The 13,627-nt window shown below is 57.2% G+C and carries 11 protein-coding genes; 5 read left to right on the forward strand and 6 right to left on the reverse strand.

All coding sequences use genetic code 11. From position 1 onward, the window contains the following. Positions 1-29: 29 nt before the first annotated feature. Complete coding sequence (locus tag ACFO5Q_RS16540; protein ID WP_082719815.1) at positions 30-1,667, reverse strand: alpha-glucosidase family protein; 1,638 nt, start codon at positions 1,665-1,667, stop codon at positions 30-32. 582 nt (positions 1,668-2,249) lie between these two features. Beyond that, positions 2,250-3,212 carry a glucokinase gene (glk, locus tag ACFO5Q_RS16545; protein WP_068146567.1) on the reverse strand — a complete coding sequence of 321 codons (963 nt, stop codon included), beginning with the start codon at positions 3,210-3,212 and terminating at the stop codon, positions 2,250-2,252. A 466-nt stretch (positions 3,213-3,678) separates the two neighbouring features. Between glk and ACFO5Q_RS16550 the strand changes: the two genes are divergently transcribed. Together ACFO5Q_RS16550 and glpD are read left to right on the forward strand one after the other, a co-directional pair. Continuing rightward, positions 3,679-4,137, forward strand: coding sequence for a hypothetical protein (locus ACFO5Q_RS16550; protein WP_068146570.1), 459 nt, complete (start codon positions 3,679-3,681; stop codon positions 4,135-4,137). Then, positions 4,134-5,663 carry a glycerol-3-phosphate dehydrogenase gene (glpD, locus tag ACFO5Q_RS16555; protein ID WP_231727180.1) on the forward strand — a complete coding sequence of 510 codons (1,530 nt, stop codon included), beginning with the start codon at positions 4,134-4,136 and terminating at the stop codon, positions 5,661-5,663. Before ACFO5Q_RS16550 ends, glpD begins: the two co-directional genes overlap by 4 nt. A gap of 3 nt (positions 5,664-5,666) precedes the next feature. On the opposite strand, the gene glpK is transcribed toward glpD, so the two are convergent. Both glpK and ACFO5Q_RS16565 read right to left on the reverse strand, forming a co-directional pair. Then, a complete protein-coding gene (gene glpK, locus ACFO5Q_RS16560; protein WP_068146580.1) occupies positions 5,667-7,151 on the reverse strand; it encodes a glycerol kinase GlpK in 1,485 nt (494 codons plus the stop codon). Positions 7,152-7,262: 111 nt separating this feature from the next. Then, positions 7,263-9,278 carry a glycoside hydrolase family 97 protein gene (locus ACFO5Q_RS16565; protein WP_068146583.1) on the reverse strand — a complete coding sequence of 672 codons (2,016 nt, stop codon included), beginning with the start codon at positions 9,276-9,278 and terminating at the stop codon, positions 7,263-7,265. 274 nt (positions 9,279-9,552) lie between these two features. Between ACFO5Q_RS16565 and ACFO5Q_RS16570 the strand changes: the two genes are divergently transcribed. Both ACFO5Q_RS16570 and ACFO5Q_RS16575 read left to right on the forward strand, forming a co-directional pair. Next, the gene (locus ACFO5Q_RS16570; RefSeq protein ID WP_068146586.1) at positions 9,553-10,116 is read left to right on the forward strand and encodes a hypothetical protein; all 564 of its coding nucleotides are present in this window, start codon (positions 9,553-9,555) and stop codon (positions 10,114-10,116) included. A 118-nt stretch (positions 10,117-10,234) separates the two neighbouring features. Then, positions 10,235-10,981: a Crp/Fnr family transcriptional regulator gene (locus ACFO5Q_RS16575; protein WP_068146591.1), complete on the forward strand. Its 747-nt coding sequence runs from the start codon at positions 10,235-10,237 to the stop codon at positions 10,979-10,981. Positions 10,982-11,029: 48 nt separating this feature from the next. Here ACFO5Q_RS16575 and ACFO5Q_RS16580 read toward each other — a convergent pair whose 3' ends face one another. Beyond that, entirely contained in the window at positions 11,030-11,392 is a 363-nt protein-coding gene (locus ACFO5Q_RS16580) for a hypothetical protein (RefSeq protein WP_068146595.1), read from the reverse strand. A 131-nt stretch (positions 11,393-11,523) separates the two neighbouring features. Here ACFO5Q_RS16580 and hemN point away from each other — a divergent pair, with 131 nt between their 5' ends. Further along, on the forward strand, positions 11,524-12,888 hold the full coding sequence (hemN, locus tag ACFO5Q_RS16585; protein WP_068146598.1) for an oxygen-independent coproporphyrinogen III oxidase: 1,365 nt from the start codon (positions 11,524-11,526) through the stop codon (positions 12,886-12,888). Positions 12,889-12,966: 78 nt separating this feature from the next. Here hemN and ACFO5Q_RS16590 read toward each other — a convergent pair whose 3' ends face one another. Then, complete coding sequence (locus ACFO5Q_RS16590; protein ID WP_082719825.1) at positions 12,967-13,596, reverse strand: OmpW/AlkL family protein; 630 nt, start codon at positions 13,594-13,596, stop codon at positions 12,967-12,969. Between the last annotated feature and the right edge of the window lie 31 nt (positions 13,597-13,627).

Consider the following 13,627-nt stretch of genomic DNA (forward strand, 5'->3'; position numbering starts at 1 on the left):
AGGGCGGACAAAACCCCGCCCGAACTTCCCTAAAAAATGCAGGCGCCGAAGGCGGGGAGACGCTCGCCCGGCGCGGCGCCATTGAGGCTGAAGCGTGCGCCACCTGACACACCTGCTACCGGCCAGTCCTGTGGCTTTCCTGAAAGATTGAAGACGCACATGAGGGTTTCTCCCTCATGGGTGCGTTCAAAAGCCAGCACGGGCTCGGGGGCCTCCAGGAACCTGATCCCCCCTTTGATCAACGCAGGTTCGCCCTTGCGGTATTTGAGGAACGCCCGAAGGGCATTCAGCACTGAGGCTTCATCGCCTTCCTGAACACTCACCGCACGCGCCGCGTGGCGTGGGTCCACCGGCAGCCAGGGCTCGTGACTAGAGAAACCTGCATGATCGGCATTTGCTTCCCACGGCATGGGGGTCCGCGTGCCGTCACGGCCAAGCGTTGATGGCCAGTTGGCAATGGCTTCCGGATCTGTCAGGCGCTCGAACGGCACATGGGCCTGTGGCAGCCCGAGCTCCTCCCCCTGATAGAGGCATACACTGCCACGCAAGCTGAGGATCAGCATATTCAGCATTTTGGCAAACGCCGGATTGTCTTCGATTGCTGTCTCAGTCGCCCAACGGGAGACCGCGCGCGGCCTGTCATGATTACTGAAGGTGAAAGACGGCCAGCCCATGCCCGGCGCGTCCGGCCAGGCCTCAACCGCCTCGCGGATCACCTTCGCTGATAGGGTGTCTGCCTCAAGAAATTCGAAGCTGTAAGCTGTGTTAAGGCCCGTTTCCCCGCGGGTGAACAGTTGCATCTCTTCCAGCGCGCGCTCGCCGCCCACCTCGGCCACGGTGAAGGTGCCTGGATATTCATTCATCAGCGCGCGCACGCGCTCAAGGAATTTGGGGATGTCTGCGTGGCTCTGATTATAAAGATGCTCCTGCAGGTCAAACGGCTTGTCCCCCCGATATTCATAGGCCTTCGGGTTGTCCCGAAGTTCCGGGTCATGCATCATGAAATTGACCGCATCCATGCGAAAACCGTCCACACCGCGATCAAGCCAGAAACGCCCGGCTTCCAGAAGCGCATCCTGCACGTCTGGATTATGCACATTCAGGTCTGGCTGGCTTTCAAGGAAATTATGCAAGTAATACTGGCCCCGGCCCTCGTCCCATGTCCAGCTAGAGCCCATGAAAACAGACATCCAGTTGGACGGCGGGCCACCGTCAGCCTTGGCATCAGCCCAGACATACCAGTCAGCCTTGTCGCCCGTGCGCGCCTTGCGGCTTTCCTGGAACCAGGGGTGCTGGTCCGACGTGTGGCTATAGACCTGGTCGATGATTACCTTCAGGCCAAGGGCGTGCGCGCGGGCAAGCAGCGCGTCAAAATCCGCCAATGTGCCAAAGATTGGGTCGACATCGCAGAAATCGGCAACGTCATAGCCAAAATCTTTCATGGGCGAGGTGAAGAAAGGCGACAGCCAGATGCCGTCGACCCCCAGCGACGCGATATGATCCAGCTTGTCAGTGATACCCTTCAGGTCACCGACGCCGTCACCGCTCGCGTCCATGAAACTGCGCGGATACACTTGATAAATTACCGCCCCGCGCCACCAATCGGTGTCCGCCTGAGCTGCCTGGTTCACGCCATTATCACTTTTATTATGCTGCGCCAAAGCCATCAACCAAACTATCCCGTTACTTCCCTACCCTGCCGGGCTGCCTTCCTGGGCCTACTCGTCCTTCTCGCGTAGGATCGACATAAACATATATTTGCACATTTTTGCAATCTATTTTCAAATTTTTTCACAAAAAATTCGACATTCACAATGAGGGATAGTAGCCAGAAGTCCGCATATCTCCATTATAAACAATAGTTTACATAAATTCCGCACCTAAACCCTGCTAAAGCACACCGCTGCGGAGCTGCCCAGAACATCGAGCATCTTTGCAATTTTTGTTGCAATTTTCATTTTTTGCTTTATTTTGCAAAAAAGATGGAATCAGGGGCAGCCGCTTGGCACCTTCCACGTGCTTCCTCCCCTCCCTTGGCACCCCTGGTTCCGCCAATCGTTTCGTTTCCTCGGAAGCTGATGGCCCTGCTGTCCCGGGCATAGGCTTCCAACAGTTTAGGGGCCTCTTTGTGGGCCACAGGCTTGGGGCAGGTGACCTCCCACTCCATGCCTACCACAAGGAGCACATCTTCACCCCGGCAGCGCAGGCTGACCGGGGTGCTTTTTTTCAGCAACAGAATGTTTGAAGAGCTACGCCACAGCGGCGCCGACAAGCGCCGCATATTCGGCTGTGATCAGGTGCACCGGAATGGTTTCCACATAGGCTGACTGTGCGCCCTTGGCGACAAAGCGGCGCAGAAGATCGCTTGGTCCGACCATGTCGGCAATCTTCGGCAGGATGCCGCCGCCCAGGAACACGCCGCCCCTGGCGCCATGCACCAGCGCAATATCACCGGCCGTCGACCCGACGATAGACAGGAAAAGCTGCACAGCGCGCGTGCAGGCAGGCGCCCCGCCTTCAGCGGCGAGCTTTGTGATTTCCGCAGGACTCAGGTTGCGGTCTCCGCCGCCGCCATAATCCACCAGGAATCGGTATATACGAGCGATGCCTTCGCCGCACAGGAAGCTTTCGACAGACACATAGCCAAGCTCGGCCCGCAGGTGCTCGGTCAGGTCATGCTCAAGGCGTGACCCAGGGGCGAAAGCCATGAAGCCGCCTTCGGTGGACACAGTGTGATAACCCTTGCCGTTCGGCACCAGAAGCGCCACACCAAAACCGGTACCCGGCCCCATGACAGATATGGGGGCATCCGGGTCTGCCTCACCATTCTTGAGCGTGACATAATCCACACCCTCCTCAAGGAACGGACAGGCGCGGGCAAGCGCACCGAAGTCGTTGACAAACTTGACCACCTCCAGGCCGTGGGTGCTCTCAATTTGATCGGCATCCACTTCCCAACCCAGGTTGGTCAGTCGGCCCTTCTTTTCCGTGGTTGGCCCTGCAATGGCCAGTTTGGCCTCGCGCGGGACAGGCGATTCGATTTTTGCGATATAGGCACCCAGCATCTGGCTGAGGCTGCCAAATTCGCGGCAAGAGAAGACAATCACCTGGTCGATATCCGGCTTGACCTGCCCTTCACGGAAGGTCGCAATGCCGAACCGGCCATTGGTGCCACCGATATCGGCAACAATACATCTTTTGGTCTCTGTCATACCCCTTCCCTTTCGGGTGCGGCATCGACACCAATCGCCACCGCAAAAACACCGCGCATCAACAGCCCTTTCCCATCAGCCGGGATGCAAAAAATCAAAACTGAACCTTCACTAGTAGCCAGAAAAGACAGCGCTGTCAATCACAGGTGTTCTCTTTAAATTTATGGGGTTGAGGCAGGCGAACTTCCCAGAACGGCCTTCTAGCGAAAGCATAGAAACTGCAGTGGTCAGCTTGGGCACCCTGAGCGGGGCACTTAAGGGCACTACCGGTGGCCGAAAGCGCGAAAAAGGGCACTATGGCCTGTGCCCTTTTGAACCATGCCGTACGAAAATGGGCACTATGGCGCGACAAAATGTGCCCATATGCCTCAAGGGGCTTGATCTTGTGCCCAGCCTTTGCTCATGTTGCCTACATCAGATAGAGGTGGCACCACAACTTCAGGCCGCCCAAGGGGAGACAGTTTCAGTGCGGTCGGTGTCAATCTTGTTGGTTTTGATGCTTGCGGGGTGCGGCGCATACGGCGCCAAACCGCTTCAGACGCCCGAGGCGCAGGCACTGAATGCCGGCAGCCTGAACGCCTATCATCTCTCGCTCTGGCCTGGCCAGTGCGCTTTGGTGTTGCGGCCGCGCACGGAAGATGGCACCCCTGCACAAGCCCCGATATTTGCCCAGACAGAGGACAATGTCACCATGGTTGTGGAAGGCCGCCAAATGACACTCAGGCGTTCCGAAACTTCTGAGGAACGTGTGGCTGATATCCCGCGTGGGCAAACCTTCACTGCCCCAACCCTGAAGGCAAAACTTATGCTTCGCCAGAGTGTTAGCGAAACAGGCGCCCCCCTTCAGGGTGTCCTCTCCCTGACCAAGCCGAACGGTTGGTCCACTGTGATACCGGTGGATGGTGGAAGGCAGTGCAGGCAATGATGGCGGATGTTGATCCAATCAGGTGCGACCTGTTTGTCATTGGCGGCGGCATCAATGGCACCGGCATCGCGCGCGACGCCGCGGGGCGCGGACTGAAGACCGTTCTGGTAGAACAGACCGACTTCGCGGCAGGAACATCGTCGGCCAGCTCCAAACTGATCCATGGTGGCCTCAGGTACTTGGAACATTACGAATTCCGCCTGGTTCGGGAGTCCCTCAAGGAGCGGGAAACACTGTGGCGTATGGCCCCCCATCTGGTGCGGCCGCTCAGGTTCATCCTGCCGCACCATAGGGGCCTGAGGCCGGCATTCATCCTGCGCCTGGGGCTTTTTCTCTATGACCACCTGGGCGGTCGGAAGCTGCTCAGGAAAACCAAAAGCCTGAACCTCAGGAAAGACCCAAAGGGCACGCCGCTCAAAAGCCGATTCAAAAAGGGGTTCGAATACTCCGATTGCTGGGTGGATGACGCCCGGCTTGTGATTGCCAACGCGCTCGCCGCCAAGCGCCGGGGGGCTACGCTTCTCAACGGCCACCGCTTCCTTGATGCTGTGCGGGAAGACCGGGATTGGCGCATCCGCGTTGAGGCGCCAGGCGGAAAAGTTATTGAATTTCAAGCAGATGCACTTGTAAACGCAGCCGGTCCGTGGGTTGAAAAAACGCTGCGTGACTGTATCATGTCTGAAGACGCACACAGCCACGCGCGGCTGGTGAAAGGCAGTCACATTGTGGTTCCGGCGTTTTATGACGGGCCGCGGTGCTATACCTTCCAGAATCCGGACAAGAGGGTCATTTTCGCGATCCCCTATGAGGAAAAATATACACTTTTGGGCACAACCGATGTGCCCTTTTCCGGCGACCCGGCAAAAGTGGAAGCCAGCGAGGCTGAGATCAATTATCTGTGCGCTGCGGCCAGCGAATATTTCGAAAAAAGCGTGCAGCCTGAGGACGTTATCTGGTCCTATGCCGGCATCCGACCGCTTTATGACGACGGCGAGGTGAACCCTTCCGCCACCACCCGCGACTATCACCTTGACCTGGACACCCGCGAAGACACGCTGCCCCTGCTGTCTGTCTTTGGCGGCAAGATCACCACCTATCGCTGCCTGGCGGAAGAGGCGATGGAAAAGCTTTCGCCCTTCCTGACGTTCTCCCTGGATGACTGGACGGGCTATACACCCCTTCCCGGCGGCAGCCTGCCAGAAGACGTCACCCCCGCCAAAGCGCTCAAGCATTTCAAGGCGGAGATGCGCACCCGCTTCAGCTGGCTTGAGGGCGAAACCGTCGACCGCATGTGCAATGCCTACGGCAGCCGCATCCGGACAGTCCTGGAAGGCACCGAAAGCCTTGACGGCATGGGCACCCATTTTGGCGCCGGGCTCTATGAAGCCGAGGTGCGCTATCTGATGCGCGAGGAATGGGCCCGCACCGCAGAGGATATCCTGTGGCGCCGGTCAAAGCTGGGCTTGCGCCTGAGCAAGAACGAGCAAGCCGCGCTTGCAGCCTGGATGTCCGCAAACACGGACTAGGTACTAGGCAAACGACCGAGCGGCGGCCACAGCCTTATACCACTTGCCGAGCATCGCCTCCCGCTGGCCGAAGCCGCCTGCTGGAACAAAACGCCTCTCGCGCTGCCACTGGGCTGTGAGATCACTGAAACCTGAATAGAGCCCGGCCTGCAATCCCGCCAGATAGGCAGCCCCCAGCGCTGTGGTTTCCATCACCTTTGGCCTGTCCACCGGGAGCGCCAGCAGGTTTGCCAGCATCTGCGCCAGCCAGTCATTGGCCACCATGCCGCCATCAACCCTGAGAACCTTTGGGCTGATGCCGTCTTCCGCCATGGCGCTAAACAGGTCATGCGTTTGGAAGCACACGCTTTCAAGCGTCGCCCGCACGATCTCTGCCCGGCCGGTCGCGCGGGTCATGCCGAAAAGGGCGGCGCGCACATGCGGGTCCCAGTGAGGCGCGCCGAGGCCCGTGAAGGCCGGCACCATATAGACGCCGTGATCATCCCCGGCCTGCCGCGCCAATGCTTCACTGTCGCGCGCATGGTCCAAAACCTTGATACCATCCCTGAGCCACTGCACGGCTGCGCCCGCGATGAAGATGGAGCCCTCAAGCGCGTATGTTGCCTTGCCCCCTATCCGGTAAGCGACAGTGGTCAGCAACCGGTTCTTCGACGGCACAAGATTTTCGCCTGTATTCATCAGCACGAAGCACCCGGTGCCGTAGGTGCTTTTGATCGCGCCCTCCTCGAAACAGCATTGCCCCACGGTTGCTGCCTGCTGGTCCCCCGCCACCCCCAGGATGGGAATAGACCGCCCAAACAGGTCGGCCGTCGTCTCGCCAAAATCGGCGCAGCTGTCCAGCACCTCAGGCAACACATTTTCGGGCACACCGAATATTCGCAACAGACTTTCGTCCCACTCTTGCGTGCGGATGTTGAAAAGGCTGGTGCGGCTGGCGTTGGTGGCATCGGTGACATGGCGTTTGCCGCCAGTCAGTTTTGCAATCAGGAAACTGTCAATGGTGCCCCAGGCGAGCTTGCCTGCGGCAGCGTGTGCGCGCACGCCGTGCTCATTTTCCAGCAGCCAAGCAAGCTTTGTGGCGGAAAAATACGGGTCCAGCAGCAGGCCCGTTTTGTCCTGCACTTCGAACTCATGGCCTTCGTCCTTCAGCCTTTGACACACGCCTGCTGTACGCCGGTCCTGCCAGACAATTGCATTGTGAACCGGCTTTACACCGTCCCGTTCCCACAAGACGGATGTCTCGCGCTGGTTGGTGATGCCGATGGCCTTGACCGTAAAGCCTTTGGCTTCCGCCTCATTAAACGCGGCTTGTGCTGTCTTGATGCTGGTGTCCCAGATCTCATTCGCGTCATGTTCTACCCAGCCGTCAGCCGGGAAAATCTGGCGGAATTCCTGCTGGGCCACGGCGACAATATCGCCATTCAGGTCAAACACGATGGCACGGCTGCTGGTCGTGCCCTGATCCATCGCCAAAATACAATCCGGCATATGCCCCCCCTAAACAAAGTCTTCAACGGCCAAAAGAAAACCGGCCCCTGCCTCCACTGGACTGCAGTGTGGCAGAAGCCGGCTTTCGCATCAATATGATGCTGTTTGGCCTTAAAGCGCCTTGAAACGAATGGCGATGCCGCCACCTGCCGCCATCGGCAGTTTCAGGCTGTCAGCCGCCGTGACGCGCTTCTTCTCGATCACCATGGCGTATGGGTTGGTATCCCAGTCTGCGTCATCACCATCGCGGTAAATCTGCGCCTCATAGGCCCGGTCCGCATCAAGGAAGTCGAGCGAAACATCCAGCGTGCGCGCGTCCTCATTGGTGACGCTGCCAAGGAACCAATCATCCCCGCCGCGCTGTTTGCGGGCAAAGGTAGCATGCTTGCCAATGTCACCCGTGAGCGCCTTGCTCTCTGACCAGTCCGTTGGCACGTCGCGGATAAACTGGAAGGCATCCATGCGCGCTTCATAGTTTTCAGGCAGGTCAGCTGCCATCTGGATCGGGCTGTAGATCACCACATAAAGCGCCAACTGTTTGGCAAGCGTGGTCTGCACCCGGTTGTCCGGCTGTTCTTTTTCATAGTGCAGGTCGAAAATACCAGGCGTGAAATCCATCGGGCCGGACAGCATGCGCGTGAACGGAATAACAGCCGTGTGTGAAGGCGGGTTCGGCGGGCTGCCCCAGGCGTTATACTCCATGCCGCGCGCACCTTCGCGCGAAATCCAGTTCGGATAGGTGCGGCGAAGGCCTGTGTCCTTGATCGGTTCATGCGAGTTGATGGAAATCTTGCGCTTGGCGGCTTCCACCAGAACCTTTTCATGATGGCGCGACATCCACTGGCCGTCATGCCATTCATAGAAGACCTTGCCGCCTTCTTCGCGGGCAATTTCACCCGCATCGGCCACATAACCGGTTTTCACCTGGCGAACGCCCATCTTTTCGTAAAGATCGAACGCCTCTTCCAACTGGTTTTCATAGTTGGTAACACCGCCGGAGGTTTCGTGGTGGCCGATGATGCGAACGCCGCGTTCCTTGGCGTAGGCCGCAAGTTTCGGAAAATCGAAATCCGGATAGGCTTCGGTGAAATTCATCAGGTTCCAGTTATTGAACCAGTCACCGTCCCAGCCGATGTTCCAGCCTTCAACCAGCACGCCCTTGAAGCCGTATTTCGACGCGAAATCGAGATACTTCATTGTCTCTTCGGTGGTTGCGCCATGCTTGGGGCCAGAGCCCCAGGTGTTGATCGCCAGGTGCATGCCCCACCAGATGCCGACATACTTGCCGGGCTCCACCCATGACACATCACCAAGCTTGTTGGGTTCATTAAGGTTCAGGATCAGGTTCGAATCCAGAAGGCCGGTTGCAGCTTCTGTGATCTGCAGCGTCCGCCAGGGCGTTTTAAATGCGCCGCTTAGCTTCACTTTGGCGCCGTCCGCCCAAGGGGAAAGGTCCGCCTTGAAAGTCTGGCCTTCGGTGCGCAACAGCGACATGCCGGAATAATCAACCAGCGCTGCTTCATGCAGGCTGACATGCAGGCCTGATTCTGTGCGGAACGTCATCGGCGTATGCGCGATGGTTACCTCAGAAAGCGGGGTTTCATTGTAGATATATTCATACCGGTTGAACTCGCGGGACGGTATCCACCACGCAGTCGCCGCTTCGGCCACTGAAATTTCAGTCAGCTCGTCCATGATCTCGGCCTTGCCGAAATCGCCTTCATAGCGAAAGCCGACGCCGTCGTCATAGAGGCGGAACACCACGGTGGCGCTGCGGCCATTCCCTGCCGCTTCGGCGACCGTGGCCCGCATTTCATTAAAATGGTTGCGAATGAACTGACGCTCACCCCATGGCTGCTCCCATGTTTCATCCGAACTGCTGGCGGTGACGCTCTTGATCTCCAGATCATCTGCAAACGGCGCCTGGGTGCGGAACTTGAAACCAAGCCTGGACGGCGCGATGACGGGCTGGCCGTCACGTTCGATGCTGTAGAAAGCGCCCTCGGGGCCTGCCTCCAGAAGAACGGTCAGCTTGCCGTCCGGGGATGAAACGCTTGCAGGACTTGCACTGACGGCGAATGCCACACCCAGCACAAGAATCAAGAGCGCAGAAAATTTACGATGCATGAAAATGCCCCTCACTGTTAACCGGATATGGGCGCGACCATAGGGCCGCGACGTCCGGTGTACCTTCCCAATATAACAGCTGTGCTTCGCCCAGGGGCATGGGTCATTTTGATTATTGAAAGCACATATATTTTCCAGCCTGACTTTTATCATGACTGTCATGCATGAGTCCTATAGATGAAAGACAGCGCTGTCAATATATCTGCGAAGGCCCTATTGCGTCCCTCGAAGCTTGCCAGCATACTGCGGAAAACGAAAGACAGAGGGGACAACCATGACCAAACGCCTACCGGAAGTGCTGGAAGAAATGCGCCAGGCGCTTCTGGGCCGCAAACCCGGCCACAGCTGGGCTACAAGCGCAAGCGACGTCTATAGCGCGACACTTGGTGGCCTCAAGAATTTCAGTGGCGACACGCTTGGCAAAACTGCGCAGAATTTCAACGAAGCCATGCCCTATATCGAGCGCGCGGGCTATGACGTGACGGAAATTGAGGTCGGCCTGGGGCTTGACCCCAAGATCGTGCCGCACCTGCACCTTCGGGAACTGATCAGCGACGAAGAAAAGGCAGCCCTGCTAGAAGAAACCAAAGACAAGAAACTGATCAATACGATCCTGAGCTCCCTGTTCCGGGCCAGTGCCGCCAGGAGCAAATTGAATTTCAAACGCTTCCATTTCACCAGTATTGAGCTGGAACTGAGCATCCTGCCGACGGTTGTTCTGAAGTTCAGCCCGAATGAGGAAACCGCAAAAGTAAAGCCCGAAGACCTTTTGGAGCATATCGAGAGCCAGGCGGAGAATCAGGCAGAAAACCGGACAGAAAACAAGCCAGGGGAATAGCAACTATTGCTTGAACGGGATGTCCCGTGCCAAAGTGTCACATTGATTTGAGGCTGTATTTTCAGGATATGGTCGTTTGCCGCATCTGGAACATGCGTTAGGGATAACAGAGGATATCATGGCCCAAACAGCCACTGCATACCGGGACGAAGCGCCGATTGCCGCGCTTCTTGAAGGTCAGCCGCTTTTCCGCGGCATGTCCCCAGAATTGCGCGCGACATTCGCGCAAGCCGCGCAACTGCAATCCCTGAACAAAGGCAGCGTTCTGTTTCTGCAGGACGACGAGGCCGAGTGGTTCTATCTGATCATATCCGGCTGGGTGAAGCTTTTCACCGAAACCATGGACGGCGATGAAGCCGTTATTGATATGGTTTCAAATGGCCACCTGATTGGAGATTCGGCGATCCTGGAAGACAGCATCCACAGCTTCGGTGCGGCCGCCGTGGAACCTGTGAAGGCCCTGCGTCTGCCAAGCAGCCTCTTGAAACAAGCCATCACCGATGACCACAAGACAGCCCTAGCCATGCTTGGCGCTCTGTCGCGCCACCGCAAGCGCCAGTCGCGGGAAATTGAAAGCCTGACCCTTCAGAATGCGTCCCAGCGGATTGGCTGCTTCCTGTTGCGCCTGTGCGACCCAAACGGCCAAATGCCGCTTGAGCTGACACTGCCTTACGACAAGTCACTGATCGCGGCGCGCCTGGGCATGAAATCAGAGACTTTCTCGCGTGCACTCAACAAGCTGCGCAAGGAGACCACCCTGTCGATCAAGGGATCGATGGTGACAGTGTCTGATCTTGATGAATTGTCCGTATATGTTTGCAGCGCTTGCTCCAACGAGTTTCCGTGCAAGGACCTGCACGGCTAACGCCTGCTTTTGACCGAAGCAGTTTCAGTCAATCCCTTTTCAGCCAGGTCATTTCCGGATAGTCAGCCAGTCCCAGTCGATCAGCGACGGGTTATCGATATATTTGTCGGGGTGTGCGACCACATCCTCCAGATAGCTCGCGCTCAAGCGCATGACCGGTGGGTCTTCGGCGACTTTTCCGGTCGGCTCGCTATTGATCTTGCAGGCCTCAAGGGTCACGCACTTATGTGCCTTGGGGGCGTCGTCAACAACGGCAAGTTCAACAGTCCGCCCTGACAAAGCCTGCTCCCCGGCCTGCCATATCTGGCTATAGGGGAACCGGTCCCGGTTCTTTTGCATCGCCTGATTGCAAATCTCCAGATACTGCTCAAGCAGCCCATCGTAGGCACCGGAATTTCCATTTTTCGACACAGGGACCCTCCAACTGTCACTTCTGGGCCAAATAATCATAAAAAATCGGGCATGTAGTTGATTTTCGTCAAATGACGAAAGCGCCCTGAACGCTATAGCTTTTCTTGGACAAAAGACTGGAGAAGCCCACAATGCATGATCGTGAGACCTTGCAGCAATCACTGCTGAAACGAAACAAGCAGGTACCGCGTTACACAAGCTACCCCACAGCCCCGCACTTTTCAGAGGCGGTGAATGGGGAAAGCGTGGCAGCATGGCTTCAGGAACTCGATGACAGCTGCGACCTGTCGCTCTATTTCCATGTGCCCTTCTGCCGCAAGATGTGCTGGTACTGCGGCTGCAATACCAAGGCCACGAAACGCTATTCTCCGGTCGACCAGTATTTAGAGTATCTCCTGAAGGAAATCGACCTCGCCGCCGACAAGCTTTCGGGCGGCCAGACAGTGAAGCATATCCATTTTGGCGGCGGGTCACCCTCCATGCTGAAACCGATGGATTTCGAGCGGTTGATGGCTGCCGTGCGGTCACGCTTTTCCGTTGCGAAAGACGCTGAGATTGCCATCGAACTGGACCCACGGGAGGTCAGCGAAGCCAAGGTGGCGGCCTATGCCATGGCGGGTGTCACGCGCGCCAGCCTCGGCGTACAGGACTTCCATGAGGACGTGCAGGTAGCAATCAACCGGCGCCAGCCTTTCCATGTCATCTATGATGCGGTCAACCTTCTCAAGGCCTACGGCATCAAAAGCATCAATATGGATCTGCTCTATGGCCTGCCGCACCAGACGGCAGAGTATCTGCGGGAAAATGTTGATTTCGCTTCTGCGCTTGGGGCGGACCGCATCTCGCTCTTTGGCTATGCCCATGTGCCCTGGATGAAAAAGCATATGCGGCTGATTGAAGAAAGTGCCCTGCCCGACGGCCCTGCGCGCCTGAAGCAATTTGGTGTCGCCAAGCATCATCTGGAGCGGCGCGGCTATGTGGCTGTTGGCCTCGACCATTTCGTGCTGCCACGCGACCCCATGGCCAAGGCGCTTGAAGCCGGAACACTCAAACGCAACTTCCAGGGCTATACCACAGATGCCGCCAGTGCACTCATTGGCTTTGGGGCCTCGGCGATCAGTTCCCTGCCCCAAGGCTATGCTCAGAACACACCTGCAACACGCAGCTATTTTGAGGCGCTGGACGCAGGCCGGCTTCCGTCCGCAAAGGGCAAGGCGCTTTCTGGCGACGATAAGATCAGGCGCAGCATCATCGAGCACCTGATGTGTTATTTCGAGCTGGACCTGATCCGCTTCTGTAAAGAGCACGATTTGGATATCGGCCAGTTCGATGAAGCCATCGAACAGCTTCAGGGCCTTAAGATGGAAGGCCTCGTTACCTTGAGCGAAGGCATGATCCGTATCCCGCGCGAGGCACAACAGGCCGTGCGGCTGGTTTGTGCCGCCTTCGACACCTATCTGACCATCAGCCCAGCGAGACACGCGCAGGTCGCTTAAGTTTCCTCACCTGCGCATAAAACTCAGCCGCCCCATCTCTGGAGCGGCTGATTTTTTGTCTGGTTAGTTGTGGCTGTCTTAGAAGCGACGGCCAAAGCCGATACCGAATACCCATGGGTCCAGATCAACGTCTGCTGTTACCGCCCCGCCGTTGATGCTGACGTCTGTGTTGAGCCAAAGCTTCTTCACGTCCAGGTTAAAGAACCAGTCGTCGTTGACATCAATGTCGACACCTGCCTGAGCGGCCAGGCCAAAGCCATTGTCATAGTTGATGCTGGTCAGGTCACCTGGGTCGCTGCTGTAGAAGAAGGTGTAGTTCACACCCGCACCCAGATAAGGGCGTACGGAGTTTTCCGCATTGAAGTGATACTGCATCAACAGGGTTGGCGGCAGTGCCCACGTATGGCCCAGATCAAGATCACCAAGATCTGTACCTGTGGCGGTTACATTGTGCTTGCTTGTCGCCAGAATCAGTTCCGTGGACCAGTTTTCCGTCCAGAAATAGCTGATATCCAGCTCTGGCACCAGCGAGCTATCCACATTGGCTTGGCCGCCAATAGACGTGGTGCTGCTTTCGTCAGGCGCTACATCAATCAGACGCACCCGAATTTGCCACGGGTTTTTCACGTCGTCTGCCATGGCTGCGCCAGCTCCAAGCTGGAGGGCTGCGGCGCAGGTCAATACTTTCACAAAATTCGAGATACGCATGTCTTTTTCCTCGTGTGTTTCCATCGGGAAA

Source organism: Kordiimonas lipolytica, from assembly GCF_042651265.1.
Taxonomy (GTDB): domain Bacteria; phylum Pseudomonadota; class Alphaproteobacteria; order Sphingomonadales; family Kordiimonadaceae; genus Kordiimonas; species Kordiimonas lipolytica.